Source organism: Bdellovibrio sp. ArHS (genome assembly GCF_000786105.1).
In the GTDB taxonomy this organism is placed as follows: Bacteria; Bdellovibrionota; Bdellovibrionia; order Bdellovibrionales; family Bdellovibrionaceae; genus Bdellovibrio.
In genome coordinates this window covers 16837-34448 of sequence record NZ_JTEV01000019.1, presented here as the reverse complement: position 1 = coordinate 34448, position 17612 = coordinate 16837, and the positions used below count along the sequence as shown (strand labels likewise).

18 protein-coding genes are annotated in these 17612 nt (G+C 45.3%); 6 read left to right on the top strand and 12 right to left on the bottom strand.

Annotation, left to right across the window (positions count from 1 at the left end; genetic code table 11):
* The first annotated feature begins 1 nt into the window (after window position 1).
* Together OM95_RS10800 and OM95_RS10795 are read left to right on the top strand one after the other, a co-directional pair.
* A complete protein-coding gene (locus tag OM95_RS10800; protein WP_291516149.1) occupies window positions 2-1315 on the top strand; it encodes a glycosyltransferase family 39 protein in 1314 nt (437 codons plus the stop codon).
* Entirely contained in the window at window positions 1312-2523 is a 1212-nt protein-coding gene (locus tag OM95_RS10795) for a hypothetical protein (protein ID WP_291516147.1), read from the top strand. The genes OM95_RS10800 and OM95_RS10795 overlap by 4 nt, the downstream gene beginning before the upstream one ends.
* Here the strand turns inward: OM95_RS10795 and OM95_RS10790 are convergent.
* Window positions 2513-2827 carry a 2Fe-2S iron-sulfur cluster-binding protein gene (locus OM95_RS10790; RefSeq protein ID WP_291516145.1) on the bottom strand — a complete coding sequence of 105 codons (315 nt, stop codon included), beginning with the start codon at window positions 2825-2827 and terminating at the stop codon, window positions 2513-2515. The two genes, OM95_RS10795 and OM95_RS10790, sit on opposite strands and share 11 nt — an antisense overlap.
* Before the next feature lie 69 nt (window positions 2828-2896).
* On the opposite strand from OM95_RS10790, the gene OM95_RS10785 reads away from it, so the two are divergent.
* Entirely contained in the window at window positions 2897-3511 is a 615-nt protein-coding gene (locus tag OM95_RS10785; RefSeq protein WP_291516143.1) for a 3'-5' exonuclease, read from the top strand.
* A gap of 48 nt (window positions 3512-3559) precedes the next feature.
* Here the strand turns inward: OM95_RS10785 and OM95_RS10780 are convergent, their stop codons facing one another.
* The 3 genes from OM95_RS10780 to OM95_RS10770 form a co-directional block, all read right to left on the bottom strand.
* Window positions 3560-5179 carry an NAD+ synthase gene (locus tag OM95_RS10780; RefSeq protein ID WP_041873586.1) on the bottom strand — a complete coding sequence of 540 codons (1620 nt, stop codon included), beginning with the start codon at window positions 5177-5179 and terminating at the stop codon, window positions 3560-3562.
* A complete protein-coding gene (locus OM95_RS10775; protein WP_291516201.1) occupies window positions 5176-5529 on the bottom strand; it encodes a DUF2203 domain-containing protein in 354 nt (117 codons plus the stop codon). The genes OM95_RS10780 and OM95_RS10775 overlap by 4 nt, the downstream gene beginning before the upstream one ends.
* 135 nt (window positions 5530-5664) lie before the next feature.
* Window positions 5665-6531, bottom strand: a complete 867-nt coding sequence (locus OM95_RS10770) for a hypothetical protein (protein WP_291516141.1) — start codon at window positions 6529-6531, stop codon at window positions 5665-5667.
* A gap of 31 nt (window positions 6532-6562) precedes the next feature.
* On the opposite strand from OM95_RS10770, the gene OM95_RS10765 reads away from it, so the two are divergent.
* Window positions 6563-7756, top strand: coding sequence for a tetratricopeptide repeat protein (locus OM95_RS10765; RefSeq protein WP_041873580.1), 1194 nt, complete (start codon window positions 6563-6565; stop codon window positions 7754-7756).
* Here the strand turns inward: OM95_RS10765 and rimO are convergent.
* Together rimO and OM95_RS10755 are read right to left on the bottom strand one after the other, a co-directional pair.
* Window positions 7753-9126, bottom strand: coding sequence for a 30S ribosomal protein S12 methylthiotransferase RimO (gene rimO / locus OM95_RS10760; protein WP_041873578.1), 1374 nt, complete (start codon window positions 9124-9126; stop codon window positions 7753-7755). The genes OM95_RS10765 and rimO overlap by 4 nt on opposite strands.
* The gene (locus OM95_RS10755) at window positions 9123-9770 is read right to left on the bottom strand and encodes an outer membrane lipoprotein carrier protein LolA (RefSeq protein ID WP_041873575.1); all 648 of its coding nucleotides are present in this window, start codon (window positions 9768-9770) and stop codon (window positions 9123-9125) included. Before OM95_RS10755 ends, rimO begins: the two co-directional genes overlap by 4 nt.
* Before the next feature lie 747 nt (window positions 9771-10517).
* On the opposite strand from OM95_RS10755, the gene OM95_RS10745 reads away from it, so the two are divergent.
* Window positions 10518-11330, top strand: a complete 813-nt coding sequence (locus tag OM95_RS10745) for a protein-glutamine glutaminase family protein (protein WP_041873571.1) — start codon at window positions 10518-10520, stop codon at window positions 11328-11330.
* Here OM95_RS10745 and OM95_RS10740 read toward each other — a convergent pair.
* The 5 genes from OM95_RS10740 to rplU all read right to left on the bottom strand — a co-directional run bounded on the left by OM95_RS10740 (window position 11327) and on the right by rplU (window position 14910).
* Complete coding sequence (locus OM95_RS10740) at window positions 11327-11797, bottom strand: 23S rRNA (pseudouridine(1915)-N(3))-methyltransferase RlmH (protein ID WP_041873568.1); 471 nt, start codon at window positions 11795-11797, stop codon at window positions 11327-11329. The genes OM95_RS10745 and OM95_RS10740 overlap by 4 nt on opposite strands.
* 3 nt (window positions 11798-11800) lie before the next feature.
* The gene (gene nadD / locus OM95_RS10735; RefSeq protein ID WP_041873566.1) at window positions 11801-12832 is read right to left on the bottom strand and encodes a nicotinate (nicotinamide) nucleotide adenylyltransferase; all 1032 of its coding nucleotides are present in this window, start codon (window positions 12830-12832) and stop codon (window positions 11801-11803) included.
* Window positions 12832-13863, bottom strand: a complete 1032-nt coding sequence (obgE, locus tag OM95_RS10730; protein WP_041873564.1) for a GTPase ObgE — start codon at window positions 13861-13863, stop codon at window positions 12832-12834. Before obgE ends, nadD begins: the two co-directional genes overlap by 1 nt.
* Window positions 13864-14065: 202 nt before the next feature.
* A complete protein-coding gene (rpmA, locus tag OM95_RS10725; protein WP_011166148.1) occupies window positions 14066-14326 on the bottom strand; it encodes a 50S ribosomal protein L27 in 261 nt (86 codons plus the stop codon).
* 26 nt (window positions 14327-14352) lie between these two features.
* On the bottom strand, window positions 14353-14910 hold the full coding sequence (rplU, locus tag OM95_RS10720; RefSeq protein WP_041873559.1) for a 50S ribosomal protein L21: 558 nt from the start codon (window positions 14908-14910) through the stop codon (window positions 14353-14355).
* Window positions 14911-15750: 840 nt separating this feature from the next.
* Between rplU and OM95_RS10715 the strand changes: the two genes are divergently transcribed.
* Window positions 15751-16062 carry a helix-turn-helix transcriptional regulator gene (locus OM95_RS10715; RefSeq protein ID WP_291516139.1) on the top strand — a complete coding sequence of 104 codons (312 nt, stop codon included), beginning with the start codon at window positions 15751-15753 and terminating at the stop codon, window positions 16060-16062.
* Here the strand turns inward: OM95_RS10715 and OM95_RS10710 are convergent.
* Entirely contained in the window at window positions 16022-17542 is a 1521-nt protein-coding gene (locus OM95_RS10710; RefSeq protein WP_041873557.1) for an Rne/Rng family ribonuclease, read from the bottom strand. The genes OM95_RS10715 and OM95_RS10710 overlap by 41 nt on opposite strands.
* Window positions 17543-17612: the final 70 nt, after the last annotated feature.

Here is a 17612-nt window from a genome sequence, read left to right as displayed (position 1 = left end):
ATTGAAAGAATTCCGTCGTCTTTGGGCGCTCAGCCTTGTTGTTAAATTAATCCTTGCGGCACTAATTCCTCTTAGTGCCGATGAAGCCTATTACTGGGTGTGGTCGCAAAGACTGCAACTTAGCTACTTTGACCATCCTCCGATGGTGGCCTGGCTTTTCTATTTAGGGCACATCTTTGAACCGTTCTTGCATGCCGTCCGCTGGCCTGCAGTGATTTTGGGTCACGGGATGCTGGCCGTGTGGTACGGCATTCTTAAAGATCACGTCCCCTTCGAAAAAATCAAAGTGTGGGTTTATCTCGCCCTTTTTTCTCCGCTGTTGGGTTTCGGATCTCTTATTGTCACGCCCGATTTACCGGTGATGTTTTTCTGGTCACTTTCGCTTCTATTGGCTCTAAAAGCCTTGGATACGAAGTCGCTAAGCTTTTACATCGTCCTGGGCGCAAGCTTGGGTTTGGGTTTCTGCGCAAAATATCACATCGTGCTTTTTGTGCCCTGTCTGCTGGTTTACCTTTTTGCCGAAAAGAAATTGCGGGACGTGCGTCTTTCGGGCGTTCTTCTAACGGTAATCACCGGTTTAATTTTCTGCACTCCTGTCATTCTTTGGAACTTTCAAAATAACTTCGCTTCCTTTGAATTTCAGCTAAAGCATGGTTTGGAAAAAAGCAGTTACAATCCGGAATGGACCCTGTCCTACGTTTTGGGACAGATTCTTATTGTTTTTCCTTTGGTATTTTGGGCGGCTTTACGCGCGAAAGTTCCTCAAGGTTTACGTTGGCTGTATTACTTCGGCTGGGGTCCCCTTTTGTTCTTTTTCTTTACTTCCTTCCGAGCCCTGGTTGAAGCCAACTGGCCGATCATCGCTTATCCCGCCGTCATCGGCTTGGCCTTGTTCCACGAAAAAATTCAACGCTGGCTTAAGTACTACGTCATTTTCTGGGGTGGAATCATCACCGTCGTTCTGGCAACTCTTTTTACCCCGTCCCTGCGCACCTTGAACGACAAAGTTAATGAGCCGTACGAGTTTCAAACGCTCAGTGCAGTGGCGCATGAATACAGTCCGCTGTACGCAAGCTCTTATCAGATGGCTGCATCGTTGTGGTACTTCAGCAAGGTTCCGACTTTCAAGCTGAAGGACATCAGTCGTTTTGACTTCTTTGACACACTTCCTGAGGCGACCCCCTCTTCGAATCATTTTTATTTAGTGAAGCGCGAGAGAAATGGTTTACCTTCATGGATTTCCGAACAACAATGGCAGATGAAAGAGATTAAGAAAATATCTCCTGACTTTGTCGTGTTGGAATTCACAAAATGATCAAATTGTTTGGTGCCTTTTCTTTCTTGCTGGTGACCTACTTCCTTTACGGATTTTATATAAATCAGTACGAGGTTTCCGTTGTTCCTCAACAAATCACCCGCGACCACGCAAAAAATCTTAATGACTACAAAGGTGTGATGAATGTTCACACTGATTTAAGCAGTGGGTCCGCACCAGCAAGCTTTGTCATCTCTTCAGCAAAATTGGCCAATCTCGACTTCTTAATGTTCACGGATCTGAACATCTTCAACATGCCAACGACTTTTGAATCTTATCATGGAAATTTATTAGTCTTTTCCGCAGGAAAATATAGCTACCTTGATTCGCGTCTTATCTACTATTCACTAAACCAAGAAAGTATCGGCAATAATCTCGGCGAGGCCCAAGTAAAACTTGCCGATCTGTTGTCTCAGAAAACGGGCGCCAGTAAAGAATCACTGACAATACTGACCCACCCCTATAAGGCGGGTTATTCATGGAACGGGGAAATTCCAACGGGTCTTGATGGCTTTGAACTTCTTAACATGAAGAGCTTGGTGAATCGCGCCTGGGAAGAATCGAAAATATCCACTATTTGGAGCTTGTTGATTTACCCTTTCAATCCCCGCCTTTCGTTCCTGCGTCTGTATACAGAGCCTACGGATGAAATCGCGCTACTTGATAAGCTTAGTCAGCAGCGACGAATCGTGGTCTTTGGCGCCACAGAGGCCTCGGCGCGAGTCATCCCTTTGGCTAACTATTTCATTCGTTTTCCCAGCTACAAACGCTCTTTTGAGTTCATGAGTAATCATATCCTTATGAAATCTGAACTTACCGGCAGCTTCAACGGTGACCGTACAAAGATCTTCAATGCACTAAAGAATGGTAACTTTTATATCGCCTTAGATATGCTCGGCGATCCGAAAGGCTTTGTCGCGACAATTGAAAGTGAAAGCAAATCCCATCTTATGGGATCTGAAGTGAAGCTTTCTAAAAACATGTCCTTAAAAGTCACCTTGCCGACAAAGCCGAAAGACTTTTTTGAAATCATGATAGTAAAAAATGGAGAGGTCGTAGCACGTATCAACGAACCCGAAACTGTATACCCTATAACTTCGCCCGGAGTTTATCGCGTGCAAGTCCGAGTCAGTCCGATGCTACCCTTACCAGACGCAAAAAAATGGATCACCTGGATCTATACGAATCCGTTCTTTGTTACACCTTAACGGATCTGATTTCGACTTCCAGACCGTGGATCGGCTGGGTTTGACAGGCCAAGCGCTCTTCATCTAAAAATTTTCGATCCTGGGCCATCTCAGCTTCGATTTCATTTCGAGGTCCTAGTTGCGAAAGGCCCTTCCGAATATGTACTAAACAGGTTCCACAGGTGCCATTTCCACCACATGTATGATTGATCTCAACTCCCGCACGCAGAGCCACTTCCAGAACGCTCTCTCCCCCATGACTCACCTGGACATCCCGGTGGTCCGGTAAAAAAGTGATATATATTCCAGACTTAGTGCCTTTCACGGCGAGGAACTCCTTCAAAGAATGACTCTTTTGTTGAAACCGCTCTACTCATTTTGTATCAATAAATCCATGAGATTCATAGCTTTTGACTTAGAGACCACCGGAACTGTTCCTGGCGTTGACCAAATCGTTGAAATCGGAGCTGTTCGCTTCATTGATGGCCAGCCAGAAGCCATTTTTGCAACACTTGTAGATCCACAGCGCCCGATTCCTCCAGGAGCCTCGGCGGTGAATGGGATTTCTGATGACATGGTTAAAGGAAAGCCCTTCATAGAAAGTCTATTGCCGATGTTTGCTGAGTTCTGTGGCGACGATATCTTGGTGGCTCACAATGCCCCTTTCGACGCTCAGTTTTTAACTGCTGACATCAAAAAATATGAGTCTACTGCTCCGAAAGGTTTGATTCTGGATACTCTTCCAATTGCTAGAAAAGTATTTCCGGGTCTTCCGAACTATAAGCTAGGAACTTTGGTTCAACATCTTAAAATTCCTACGACCGACTTCCACAGAGCGGAAGAAGATGCATCCTATTGCGGGCACTTGTTTTTCCAAATGGTAAAAAGAATTTCCATTGGCGGACAACCACCTCAGGTAGGAAATCTTGTTGCCCTGACAGGTAAACCGGAGCTGCGCTTCCCACAAATCGTACGCCAACCGAAGCAAATGGACTTCTTCGGCGTTTAATTTTTAAAAACGACAGAATAAAAAAGCCCTGTGAACCAGGGATTTTTTTTATTCTTTTGCTTTATGAGCGATCGGATAACGACGTCCTCGTCCAAATGAATGCGGAGACACCTTCAATATCGGTGGCGCCTGCCAACGCTTAAATTCAGTTCGCATTAGAACCGGCAACAACCATTTATCAGTAGGCGTTTTTGCCGCACCGGATTTTTCAACCAAGTAAGCCACAGACTTATCCAGATCCTCATAAGGAGGAAGCGTGTCCTGGTCTTTCTGGTTCGGACGCAGCTCCGCGGAAGGGGCGCGGGTGATAATTTCTTCAGGAATCACCTCGCCTTGCTGATTGTAATAACGAGCCAAGGCATAGACCTGCTCTTTTGTGAGATCTCCCAATGGAGCCAAGCCTCCGCACATATCACCGTATAAAGTCGAATACCCCGCGGCATATTCACTTTTATTTCCCGTAGTCAGAAGCATGCTGTTTTCTTTATTGGAAAACGCCATCAGACTGAGTCCACGTAAACGGGCTTGTAAATTCTCATGAACCAGACTGAAGCCGTCTAACTGAATTCCCTTTTCAAGGCCCTTCACCACTTCTTCATACATGGGCCCGATTTCAACAACTTTAAAATCTACACCCAAATTTTTAGCCAAATCACGAGCCAAGGTCAGACTTTTTTCGGCATTAAAAGGCCCCGGCAATCCTAGCGTCGCGACATTCGCAGGTCCCAAAGCATCTACGGCCAAAGCGGCGACAACGGCAGAGTCAATGCCTCCGCTTAAACCTAAATGAACTTTCTTCATTCCCGTCTTCGCGCAGAAGTCGCGAATGCCCAGAACAAGCGCCCGACGAAGCTCTTCGATCACATCGATCTTCGGAGTTTTATTCCAAACTTCCAGAGAGTTGATATCAATGACATTGATATCTTCCTCAAAAGAGTGGCAGCTAAGAATTTTTTTACCTTTTTTATCAACTACGAAACTGGCTCCATCAAAGATGATTTCATCTTGAGCTCCCACCAGATTGACATACATCATGGGAGCTTTGAAATAGTCAGCGGTTCTTCCCACGACATATTCTCGCTGCTTCATTTTTCCGACAAAATAGGGTGAGGCACTTAAGTTAATCACCATGTCGATCTTTTGCTTTTTGACCTTACTCAAAGGATTCACGACATAGGGCGAACGGCCCGCCTTATCAGGCCAACCCCAGATGTCTTCGCAAATTGTCAGAAAGAATTTTTTTCCCTTCCACGAAAAGTAATTTTTTGAAAGGTCGCCCGGCTCAATAAAACGAGCTTCATCAAAGACATCGCCCGTAGGCAGAAGTTGTTTGTGGAAGTATCGAGGTTTTTGCCCCTTAACAACGAAGACAGCGCTGTTGAAATAAGGGCGTCCCATTTTTTTGGGATTTTTAGTGATCAATCCAAAGATGACGCCAATGTCTTTAGGAATTTTTGTGATCAGCGACTTCAACTCCTCTTCTTGTTTTGCCACGACTTTGGATCGTTCCAATAGATCAAAGGGATGGTAACCAAAAAGAGCGCACTCAGGAAAAACAACAAGATCACATTTGCGTTGCTGCGCCTGGAAGATGAAATTTAAGATTTTTTCTTTATTGTACTGAAAGTCAGCGAGGGTCGGATTAATTTGGGCAATAGCAATTCTCATTCAATCACTATACGCCCAGAAAACCCATCTTGGTAGCCATGCCAGTGATTAATCTCAACCTCAGGGAACTTCCAGCAATAGAAGCCATCGCCATTATCAAAGTCGGCCATCCAAAGTCCTTTAGGTTCGGCTCCCAACTTTTCAACCTTCACCTGCCACCGGTCAATAATGACGTTGATTTCAGCTTCAATATTTTCCACAGAAGGATGGGATTTGTCAGAAAAGGCATCAATGCGGTTTAGATGAGTTCTGACCTGGCGGCTGGCCTCTTCGGTCATACGGTAGATCAACGGCAAGAGGCGTCGCGCTTCCTGCAAAGTGAATGTTTTCTTGCGATTGATTTCAACCACATTTTCCAAACGCTGATCCCCCACCCTGAATGTCGATGATGGCTGTATGTATGAAAGAAGAGCGTGTTTCAAGCAATTAACGCAAAGACAGATAACTTAAGAATTTGTATGAAGAATTTCTAAACGCGACGCGCACTATCCGGAGTCACTTTTCGACATTTGCAATGCTTGACCACCGATAAAGATGACCAGTGCAATAACCAGCGCAGCAATGAACAGATAACGTATAAAATTTCCAATCGTCATCGGTGCTTCTTCTTGAACGGCGGTCTTCACCTCGGGCTTTTTCACCAATGTTTTTTTCGGGGGAGGATTGAAGGACTCGCCGGTGACTATACGCCCGCCCGTGCCGTCGGCTTTCTTTTCCAGCTTCTTTCGTTCTGTTTCAGTCAGCCCAGAAATACCCACGGACATTCGTTTCCTTTGAGGCGCGATATACCGCCCCCCATTGCTGGATCTGAAAAAGCCGCCGTTGCCACCATTATCCAGGGCAATTTCAACGACTTTACCGCCAGCCTGGGCACTATTCCCCCCGGTCTCTACACCTGAAGAAGGACGACGGCCCCGCCCCATATAAGAGGAGCCGCCACGGCGGGACGCCGAGCCTGCGTAAGTTCCGCCAGATCCGCCACTGCTTCCGTCAGAGGAGCTGCCAGAGCTCGAGTTTTTATTTGCAGAGTTGCTTCCCGAAGAACCGTCACTACCATTGCCATTGGGTGGTCGACCACCGCTTAAAGTCCCCGGCTGAAACTTTTTGTCACATTCAGAGTCCTCATCAACGACCGAAGGTGTGTCGCTGCCCAACGAAGGCAGTTCCCCATATTCCAACAAGCACGCGACGTATTTTCCCATGTAATTATCTACGAATTGCCCAAACGGCTTAAAGATCTGATTTGCTAACATCAAAATCAGAGAGACCGTAATAACCAACATCAGAACGTATTCGATCACGGCCTGACCCTGGTTATTCCCAAGTCTAGAAGTAAATTGAGATTTCTTCACTCGTACGAGCATTTAGGTCATAATACAACATATGATGACTGGACAGAATTTCAATCGCTCCTTATTTATTCTCTTCTTGGCTTTTGTCTCATATTTATACATTCCCCAGGCTTTGGCCCAGGCGACGAGTCAGGGAAAGGATGAATTTTCGCAGTTCGAAAAGGAACTTGATAACAACAGCAAAGATGCGAAAGCCCCGCCTGCAAATCCACCGTCGGCCCCCGCCCCTGTAGCGGAAGCCCCTACAAATGAAACCTCTGAGCAAAAAATCGAACGCCTCAAAAAGGAAATTCGCAAGGGCCCCAAGAATGGCGCTCTGATCGTGCAGCTGGCTGAAGAACTTTACAAAAAAGAAGAGTATGAAAAAACGACGTTGTTGCTGTGGAAGCACGTCGACAAGATTGATCGCAAAGGACTGGTTCTTTTGGCCAAGGCTCACGAAAAACGAAAAGAGCCCAGCGAGATGTTGCGGGCATTGAATGTTCTTATTGGAAAAGATGAAAAGGACTTCGAGGCCTATTCCTTGATGGGCAATGCCTATGTGATGAATCGCAAAACCAAAGACGCTATGGAAAGCTACAAGAAGGCGGTCGAGCTCAATCCTCAGTATGAACCTGCCTATGACGGGCTGATCGAAATTTACGGGAAGCGAGAGCCCCCCAATCTTTATGAGCTGCGCATTCTGTATCAGGACATGGTCCAAAATATCGGTGCGCGCCCCCAGTACTTACGCAAGCTTTGCGAAATTAACACGATGGATGGGACTTATGAGCCGGCCGTTCAGGCCTGTAACGAAGCCATTCGTAAAGACCCTAAAACCGCAGATGGCTATGTCTATCTGGGCGTGAGCCAAAAGGCCTTGGGGGAAGATCAAGCGGCTTTAAATACTTTGAAGAAAGCCTCTAAAGACTTTCCATCTTCAGAGCTTGCTCAATATCAATACGGTAAACTTTTAGAAGATCAAAAAAACTATGTCGAAGCCATGAATCTCTATAAGGCAGGCACAGAGGCAGACCCCAAAGCCGCCCGTTCTTGGCTGGGCCTGGCGACTTCTTCTTTCGAGATTCGCAAATTTGAACTTGCTCTTATTGCTTTTAAAAATGCCTGCAAATTTGATAAAAAAAATGCCGTGGCCTTTAGAAAAGCCACGACAATTTTAAGAAATCAAAAGAACGCTCAGTGGATCGGAAAGTATGAAGACGCTTCCGAAACCTGCACATTCTAATTTTCAGTAACAATACCGCCCAGAAGGTCATATTCCATGCTGTCGGTGATGTGAACTTTAACCATGTCACCGACTTGTGCTTCCCCTTCGTTGATAAGCACGACCCCGTCGATATCCGGGGCCTGGCCCCAGAAACGACCTTGCAATAACAAGTCAGTCTCTTCGCTAAAGCCTTCCACAATCACGTCGATAGTTTTGCCCACGAAGTCTGCGTGCTTTTCTCGCGAAATGTTTTGCTGAATTTCCATCAAGGCGTCGTGACGATACTGTTTTGTTTCCTCATCGACTTGATTTTCCATGCGTCCGCCCGGAGTGTTCTCTTCAGGTGAATACTTGAAGCAACCTACGCGGTCGAATTGTTGTTCAGCCACGAATTGCAGAAGCTCTTCAAACTGCTCTTGAGTTTCGCCTGGGAAGCCGACGATGAATTGCGTACGAATCACCGCATCCGGAATATGCTCACGAATATTCATCAATGCCGTTTCAATTTCACCGCGAGTCATCTTGCGATTCATGCTCTTAAGAACAGCATCGTTGATGTGCTGCAAAGGCATATCAAAATACTTAACGATTTTTTTGCTGTTTTTAATAACCTGTACCATTTCCGGCGTGATTCCATCCGGATAGAGGTACATAAGTCGAATCCATTGTAGTCCTTCAACCTGCTCCAAGGCTTTTAGCAGCTCTACAGGACTTTCTTTGCGAGTTGGATCTTTTTTGCGGATGTCCCAGCCGTAGTCTGTGAAGTCATGGCTGATGATAATAAGTTCTTTCACTCCACCAGCGACAAGAAGTCTTGCTTCCGCAACTATGGCGTCGATAGATCGGGACTGAAGATTTCCGCGAATAAGCGGAATCGCACAGAAAGCACAGCGCTTCATGCAACCTTCAGAAATTTTCAAATAAGCGCGGTGACCCGGCTGAGAGTTCACACGCGGAGTCGCTTCTTCCTGGAGATATGTTGGAAGATTAAAGAATGTTTTCTTCGTATCACCAGCGTCGGAATTTTTCAGAATTTTCGAAATATTCTGGAATTCTCCAGAACCCACAAACAGATCTGCCTCGGGCAAACCATCGACAAGTTCGTCTTTATAGCGTTGAGTTAAACAGCCAGCGACGACGACTTTTTTAATTTTTCCTTCTTGTTTAAGGTCACTCATGTCCAAAATTCTTTGGATAGATTCCTTCTTCGAGTCCTCAATGAAACCACAGGTATTCACGATGACTGTGTCTGCCTCTTCAGCTTCGCCCACGACTTGATATCCATCTTTCATCAAGGTCCCGGCCATAATTTCGCTGTCGACAAGATTCTTAGGACAACCTAATGAGATAAAGTGAACTTTTTTGTTTTGAGTTGTCTCTTGTTTCATAGGTCTGTCACCTGTGCACCTTTAGGAGGTTGGTATTTAAATAAACTTTTCTTTTCTTTTTTCTTAAACTCGATATTTGAAAACTTCAATGTGGTGAGGTTGCCAATATCATCTTTGTAAGAGATTTCGTCCAAAGTGCTGTCTTTAGGGTTGATCAGAACCTGCATCGACTTGACCGTCAGGTCGTCGTACAGTGGGGTCACATCCAATCTCACCAGATCTCCGACTTTTTCTTCTTTTTGAATCTTGAAGTTCTTTTCCAGATCCGCCCCCAACAAAGAGGAAATCAAAATATGGGAACGAGTTTTTTTGTCCACTTTCCCTTTTGCGACTTGAACGGGGCCACCAAATTCTTTCGGCGGAGTCTGTTCACTCCAAATTGTCGAACCATCAAAAACCAAAAGAGTTTGTTCAGGCTTCGTGTTTTCCCAACGGAACTTTCCGTTAGCCACAAAGATTTTACCCTCATGTTTTGTCTCTTTGCCCAGAAGGTCCGATTTAACAGACTTTTCCACGCTCATTTCCACAAGCTTGGCATTACGATATTTTTTAGAAACTTTTTGAAGGGTTCCATTTCCTGTCGCCGCAAATACGCCCCAGGAAAATGTAGTTAGGAAAAACAAGATACTGATTCTTTTAAGCATTCGCGATTTATAACAGATGTCTGGACGCTCCGCAAGAGAGCCTCCTATAGGCCAGCACGCAAACTGTGAAATTGGCGGGGCATCCCAAGGCTATATGAGCCGCCCTCGCTGTAGCGCCTGTAGTTAAGATATCATCGGCAAATATCCAATGAATCTCAGGTGAAAAATCCACAGGCCTTGAAGAATTTTCAATCAGACTCATCTCGATTAAGGCGCGTTCCGCCCTATCGGAGCCGCGCTGATGGTGCCTCGAGTCCTTCCTTAAACAGGGATAAAGCTCCGCCCCTAGGGCCTCCGCCAGACCTTGTGCCCACGCAAAGGAATGATCTTTAAGATCGGGCCTTTTGGGCGGCGCCGGGACGACCCGCAGACGTTTATTCTTAGGAAAGCTTCCAAGATGCTTACTGATGAACTCCCGAGCATAGAAATTCCAGACATCCTGATTCCCAGGTCCCTTTAAGGATACGATTAGGCTCGAAAGAATATCGCTGCGACCCGGATCCCATTCATAGTGGGCGATAACCTGAAACGGAGGAACCTGAACAGGCTGTGCCAGCTCCCACCGGGGAAGATTCTGAGCACAGTAGCGACAAAACCTTCCCTTGATAACCAAGAAGGATCCGCAATTCAGACAACAAGAGAGGTGATTCTTAAAAAAATTAAATGTGGAAGTCATCACAGTGCTTCCACTGCAAAATCTTTGACAGTCTTTCGGGGCAGGCCTAGAAAAAGAGCAGAGGGGAAACCATGAAATTCATAGCTCTCGTTCTTACACTCACTGTTTCGTTTGAAGCTTTTGCAGGCCTATCTTCAATTCGTCATTCCGGCGAATCCTATCAACAGGCCCGAGACAGACACTTCTTTGCTTGGAAGTTCCGCATTCCATCTCCATTTCCTTCCCCTCTGGATGACCAAGTCGAGGAAATGTCTTTCGGTTCTCCCGTCGAAAGATCCAAGAAGCCTTTAAATAAGCTAGATATCTCAGAGATTCCCGACGTCGGATCGTATGCAGACCTTCTACGCGAATTCAAATACGTTCGCGACACTCGCTTCATTGAAACAGACTCTGGTTTCGCCCGCCGCCTGACATGGATGTATCCTGATGATGGTTGTTATGCGCGTGCGGAAATGGCTAAGCTTGAATTGATTCAACACAATTTTCCAGCACCTAAAAAGATCTTCGTATTCGGAAATCTTCAGGCGATGACAAAAAATTCTCCGACTGGCAACGTACAGTGGTGGTATCACGTTGCGGTTACTTATCGTGTCGGTAGCGATGTCTACATTTTTGATCCTGCAATTGAGCCCACGCGCCCATTGAAGCTGATTGAGTGGAATGACAAGGTCGGCGGCGGCAGAACACTTGTGCAATATTCTGTTTGCCATAAAGACGCCTTCGATCCGTCCTCAGATTGTTCAAAACCTCAACTCACTTCACCGCAAGAGGCTTTGAGCGAACAGACATCATTTCTTGAATACGAATGGGAGCGAGTTGAAAATTTGGGCCGTGATCCCTATAAAGAGCTGGGGGAGTTTCCACCCTGGTTAAGTGCTCACTAAATATTGTGATAAGGGATTTTTTTAATAATCGTGAAGGCGCGGTAGATTTGTTCTAAACTCATCGCCTGCGCCATCAGATGATTCATCACCATCGGGGATAGGGCCACCTTCAAGTCCGCCCTTTTGCGAACTTCTTCGTTCACACCAAAAGCACCGCCAATAATGAAGATGGCGCGTTTTTTCGAACTCCCCAGAATGTTTTCGATTTTCTTGGAAAATTGTATCGAATCAAGCGCCGAGCCGCGCTCATCAAACAACACGACAAAGTCATCGCTATTAATATTTTTAAGGATAAGTTGGGATTCTTCGTTGCGCTTAAAGTCCGCGTCTTCACGCGCAGACTTCTTGGCTTTCAAACTTTGAATTTCAAAGGGAATGAAAAAAGAGATCTTCTTTTTGTACAACTCGCTGACCTCATCAGCCCAGGCTTCTTTGGCCGTAGCGAGATTGTACAAAATGAATTTCATAAATTACTGAGCCTCAGGCTTACCCACGTAGGGATCTTTAAAGCCAAGGTCTTTGCCTTCTCTCCAAAGATTTTCTAGGCTGTATTCCTGACGTACGAAATCGTAGAAGATGTGAACAATCAACGAACCGTAATCCACAAGAACCCAGCGACCTTCATCAATACCCTCCACGCTTTGTGGATGGACGTTGTATTCCTCTTTCACCGCCATCACGATGTTTTCTGCCATCGCGGCCGCGTGACGAGTTGAGGTACCGGAAGCAATCAAAGTGTATTCGCTAGGAGCCGCAATGCCCGTCAGATCAAAACCGCGAACATTGATGCCTTTTTTAGCAAATAGTACGTTTGCACAGAACTCAGAGAACTTTTTAAAATCGCCGATGCGATCGCCTAAGTTTCTATAAAGCTTGTGATCCTTGATGTAGGATTCCACCGCGAGCGGTAGATATTTTTCAACTGGCTTTCCAGTGCGCAGCCACTTACGCAGTTCGCTTGCAGAAATTTCGATATCACGCAAAGTGATGAACTGGATATTTCTTCCTGTATTCAACTCGATGAAGTTAAAGTCAAAGTCAGAAACCATCGGCTTTAAATAGCCCGGCATTTCATCCAACGACTCTGGAGTTTCGTAACCAGGTCGAGTGGTCACAACCAAATTCACTTCAGAAAGAAGCTTTTGATAGTCTTTCCACTGGGAAAGCTCTTCGAATTTGTCTGCACCTACAACCAGATAAAGATCATTGGCATCATAGGTTTTACGAAGATTCATCACCGTATCAATCGTGTAGCTCATGCCACCACGTTTGATTTCCTGATCGTCAACGAAGTAGGTCTCGCCATATTGTTCGAATGCCAGACGCGTCAGATCTAAGCGCTGTTCGGCTGTCGGGCCTTCCACGGGCGTCTTCAAAGGGTTTTGCGCAGCAGGAACGATGTGAACTTTTTGAAGTCCAACTTTTTTTGCCACTGTTTGAATGGCGTTGATGTGGCCCATGTGCGGAGGATTAAAACTTCCTCCAAAAATACCTATTTTCATTATTCTTCTTCCTCTTGCATAATCTGACGAGCAAGTTCAGTCATAAATTCTTTGATATTTTTGCCCGTCACTGCCGAGATAGCATAAGGCTCTTGGCCTGAAATATCTTTGAACTTATTTTTAAGTTTCATCAGTTGAATTTCGCTTAAAGTGTCGATCTTATTGAGCACAACAAACTGAGGACGTGTGGCAAGAGGGAAAAACCCTTCTTTGTCTTCGTTGTTGATGTCGTACATCTTAAGCTCGTTATTAATATCCAAATAGTCTTCTACCGGATCGCGACCTGACATTCCCGAAGCATCAATCAAGTGAATGAAAAGCCGTGTTCGTTCAATGTGTTTTAGGAACTGGATGCCCAATCCCACGCCTTCGTGGGCCCCTTTTACTAATCCCGGAATATCCGCAACGACGAAAGATGTGTAGTCACCGACTTTCACCACGCCAAGATTGGGTGTCAAAGTCGTGAAAGGATAATCCGCAATTTTAGGGCGAGCCGCAGAAATGCGTGAAATCAAAGTCGACTTTCCTGCGTTTGGAAAACCGATGATTCCCACGTCAGCGATGAGCTTCAACTCAAGCTTAACTTCCAGCTCTTCACCTTCTTCACCAGGTTGTGCATAGTCCGGAGCTTGATTGACGCTCGTTTTGAAGAATTCGTTGCCCATTCCGCCACGTCCGCCTTTCAGCAGAACGTATTCAGAAATGCCCGTCATATCGACGATAATTTCGCCGTCCAGTGTTCGGATCACAGTTCCTTCAGGAACGATCATCACTAAATCTTCACCATTATGACCCGATTTTTGTCGGCCCATACCCATTTGACCGCTTTGAGCCGCGTATCTTTTGTTCTGACGAAAATCGACCAAAGAATTAATATGTTTGGAGGTGCGGATGATAACATCCCCACCTTTTCCACCATTTCCACCATCGGGACCGCCCCTAGGTAGCATGGATTCACGGCGATAACTTACACAGCCAGGGCCGCCTCGTCCTGACGCAACAGTGATTTTAACTTCATCGATAAACTTCATATAGCACCAACGTAACAGCCTGTATCACAGATTCATTGAGAAGGGGAATGCTGAGTAAGATCTTGAAAGCCTTATAGGGGATTTGCGACGGTTTTCAGAGAATTATTAAGAGCTCAGTCCAAAAACGAAAAGGAGCCCGTGAGTTGGCTCCTTTTGCATGGAAAAATTCTTGGTGCTTATCGAAACTGTTTAATCGAATCGATTAAACAGCTTTTGGATAAACACTAACTTTGAAACGCTCTTTAGAGAAACGTTCAAACTTAACAAGACCTTCGACAACAGAATAGATCGTGTAGTCACGACCCATTTTAACATTGTTACCCAAGTGGAATTTCGTTCCACGTTGACGAACAATGATTGTTCCCGGAAGAACTTTTTCACCACCGAAGCGTTTTACACCTAAGCGTTTACTCTGTGAATCACGACCGTTCTTTGTACTACCACCGGCTTTTTTACTTGCCATGACTAACCTCTCTTAAGAATTAAAAATTATGCTTTCTTAGAAGTTTTCTTAGCTGCTTTTTTCTTAGCGCCTGTTGCTTTTTTTACAGTCTTTTTAACTGCTTTTTTTGCAACTTTCTTTTTCGCTACTTTTTTTGCCGCTTTTTTAACAACTTCTGCAGTTCCTTTGTTCGCTGCACGCTCTTTACGAGCTGCTACGCGAGCTTGTGCTTTTTCTGCACGAACTGCTGCCACGTCTACTACTTTTGCAGATTCATCTGATTTCGCAGTTTTACCGTCAAAAGAGATCGCCTTAACAAAAAGCTCTGTGAACTCTTGCTTATGAGTTGCGAACTTTCTGTAACCTTGACGACGCTTCTTTTTGAAGACGATTTGTTTTCTTGTTTTAGCTTGTTTTGTAACTACAACAGTTACTTTCGCGCCTTTTACAAGAGGTTGACCAACAGCAGTGGACTCACCACCAACCATCAAAACTTCGTTGATTTCAAACTCTGCGCCAAGTGCTTGCTCAAGCTTATCTACTTGAAGAACGTCACCAGCTTGAACTTTATATTGCTTACCGCCTGTACGAATAATCGCGTACATGAAATACCTCCAGCTACCCGAATTAAGCCAATGGTAAATGCCACCTCGCACTAGGTTTTGTCAACCTAATACATGCTATTTTTTTCAGCTTTAAAAGGGAGAAAAAGAGGATAGCTTTGGCCCCTCACAAATGCAAATCTTTGTTACAGTTTTTTAGAGGGGTCTAGTGTTAATAGAAAACCCATTATTTTCAATATCTTAGGTTTATTTTGGGCCGCCAAAGTTCACGCTTAATCGCGTCGCTTAGGGGCGCTTTAGGACTATTCACCAAAGCTTTTATCAGTTCCATGTGATCTTTATAGGCCTCTCCATGCCCACGGTGTGCGTTCTGGCGGCAATAACGCGCAGCTCATCTTTTCTCTGTGCAAAGCTTCAAAGAACAAATCAGCCTTGTCATTACTATTGGGAAGACTTTTTTACTTTTCGGAAAATCGCCAGCAACCTTGGCGAAGAGGCGATATGAGCGTTCATGTTCGGTCCAATAAATTAATCTCGCACAGATTTCCGCACCTACTTCGTGCGCCTTAAGAACGGCTTTTTCAATCAAGTACAACAAAGTTATTTTTGCTTAAGCAAGACAAAACACCTCTGCTTGGGCTTTGTTATCAACACACGTAAGCTTCACTCCGGCTGATTCAGCGTCTCTTCCTTTTTCTAAAAGGTTTCGTTAAACGTGATCCATCTTTCTTTAATCCGCACCACTAAAAGTGGCCTGTCATTCTCGAAATCGCCAGCAGCGCGAAAAGGCGGGCCTTCAACAGCCCCGAACAGGTACTGCTGCGCGTGATGCAATTACTGAAAAGACCTCATAGTTTTATTAAAACAGATGAGGAGTGCTCGATGAAGAAAGTAGGAGAGTTTTTAAAAAAATCTCGCGAGGCAAGAAATCTCTCTCAAGGAGATGTTTCTACTCACCTCGGCTACAACACTCCTCAGTTTATCTCAAACTGGGAACGCGGTCTGTCTCTTCCGCCAGTGACCACATTAAAGAGCCTCGCCAAGCTTTATAGAATAAATGCAGACGAACTTTTTCAAATGATCCTGGAAGAACACCTGGAACAAACGGCAGAGTCTCTTCGTCAAAAATTCGAAGAAGAGAATCTAAAATCCTCTAAACAAAGAAAATCTCGTACTGCTCTAAGTGGTAGTTAGGTTCGATTTTAAAGGCTACAGAGCGTCCTAATTTCTTTTCAATACTCTCTAGACTTTCACCCTCAACTTCGTAGATCCAGTCAACCACCCCACTGTGGCAGTGAACAACCACGTTGGTCTTTTTATTGATCAACATGTCGGCGTCACGTTCGAGCTCTCTGAAAATTTCATTGGCTACGGTAGATTTGCGTTTGATATAGCCTTTGCCATCACAGTATGAACAAGGTTCACACAGGGTTTTAATAAGGCTGGGACGAATACGTTTACGCGTCATTTCGACAAGGCCCAACTGAGACATGGAAACAATGTTGGTGCGGGCGCGATCACGGCCCAATTCTTCGGCCAACGCTTCCAAAACTTTTTCTCGATGGGATTCTTTTTCCATATCAATGAAGTCGATAATGATAATTCCGCCACAGTTGCGAATCCGCAGTTGGTGCGCAATTTCACGAACGGCCTCTAGATTGGTTTTCAGAATCGTATCTTCAAGATCTTTCTTACCCACGAATTTCCCGGTGTTCACGTCAATGACCACCAAGGCCTCGGCTTCATCGATGACGATATATCCACCGGACTTCAGCCAAATCTTTCTTTCCATGGAGCGGGAAATTTCAATATCAATGTCGTAAAGATCAAAAAGGGGTTTCTGCTCTTCATAAAGCACGATGTTTTGTTTGTACTTCGGCATGAATTGCGAAACAAACTTCACAACTTTTTTGTGAATCTCGATACTATCAACCCACACGCTTGCCACATCTTCGGACATCAGATCGCGAAGGGCGCGCAGTTCGACGTCAAGTTCTGTGTGAACCATGCCCGGAGTCTTTTTCTTTTCGTAGTTTTTGAAGATGTCTTTACTTAAACGATCCAGGTACTCGATGTCAGCCTTCAACATCTCTTCAGAGGCACCTTCACCGGCGGTACGCACAATCACACCCCCGGAAGGATTGATTTTTTGCACCAGCTTGCGCAGACGCTCACGCTCTGTTTCATCTTCAATTCTGCGGGAAATTCCCAGGTGACGAACCGTCGGTAAAAACACCACGAAACGACCGGGCAAAGACAGATGCGTTGTCAAACGCGCCCCTTTTGTGCCCAAAGGATCTTTCGCAACTTGCACAAGAATCGATTGACCCTCTTTCAGCAAATCCTGAATCGGAGTTTTGTTTTGATGAGTGGGGAGCTTGTCGTCATCACCCTCCATTTCTAAGGGTTCCTCGCGATCCACATCCGAAAGGAAGTTGTCGTCCACGTCTTCGCGAATATCACCGACATACAGGAAAGCGGCTTTTTCCAGACCGATATCCACAAAAGCCGCCTGCATACCGGGAAGAACGCGCAGGACAGTGCCACGATGAATGGACCCGACCAAGGTCGGCGAAGTTTTACGTTCAATTTTCAAATCAGAAAGAATGCCGCCATCGACATAGGCCACACGAGTTTCTTGAGGTCTCACATTGATGAGAATTTCAGCTGACACTACAACCTCCTACCCTAGTTCATTAGTCCAGAAACAAGACTGAGAGCAAATAATATTTAACATTGAAACA

What these genes read in the sequence shown, in the direction of transcription:
- OM95_RS10795 (WP_291516147.1), top strand. Translation starts at nt 1,312, where the DNA reads ATGATCAAATTGTTTGGTGCCTTTTCTTTCTTGCTGGTGACCTACTTC.
- OM95_RS10785 (WP_291516143.1), top strand. Translation starts at nt 2,897, where the DNA reads ATGAGATTCATAGCTTTTGACTTAGAGACCACCGGAACTGTTCCTGGC.
- OM95_RS10780 (WP_041873586.1), bottom strand. Translation starts at nt 5,179, where the DNA reads ATGAGAATTGCTATTGCCCAAATTAATCCGACCCTCGCTGACTTTCAG.
- OM95_RS10765 (WP_041873580.1), top strand. Translation starts at nt 6,563, where the DNA reads ATGATGACTGGACAGAATTTCAATCGCTCCTTATTTATTCTCTTCTTG.
- rimO (WP_041873578.1), bottom strand. Translation starts at nt 9,126, where the DNA reads ATGAAACAAGAGACAACTCAAAACAAAAAAGTTCACTTTATCTCATTA.
- OM95_RS10755 (WP_041873575.1), bottom strand. Translation starts at nt 9,770, where the DNA reads ATGCTTAAAAGAATCAGTATCTTGTTTTTCCTAACTACATTTTCCTGG.
- OM95_RS10745 (WP_041873571.1), top strand. Translation starts at nt 10,518, where the DNA reads ATGAAATTCATAGCTCTCGTTCTTACACTCACTGTTTCGTTTGAAGCT.
- OM95_RS10740 (WP_041873568.1), bottom strand. Translation starts at nt 11,797, where the DNA reads ATGAAATTCATTTTGTACAATCTCGCTACGGCCAAAGAAGCCTGGGCT.
- nadD (WP_041873566.1), bottom strand. Translation starts at nt 12,832, where the DNA reads ATGAAAATAGGTATTTTTGGAGGAAGTTTTAATCCTCCGCACATGGGC.
- obgE (WP_041873564.1), bottom strand. Translation starts at nt 13,863, where the DNA reads ATGAAGTTTATCGATGAAGTTAAAATCACTGTTGCGTCAGGACGAGGC.
- rpmA (WP_011166148.1), bottom strand. Translation starts at nt 14,326, where the DNA reads ATGGCAAGTAAAAAAGCCGGTGGTAGTACAAAGAACGGTCGTGATTCA.
- rplU (WP_041873559.1), bottom strand. Translation starts at nt 14,910, where the DNA reads ATGTACGCGATTATTCGTACAGGCGGTAAGCAATATAAAGTTCAAGCT.
- OM95_RS10715 (WP_291516139.1), top strand. Translation starts at nt 15,751, where the DNA reads ATGAAGAAAGTAGGAGAGTTTTTAAAAAAATCTCGCGAGGCAAGAAAT.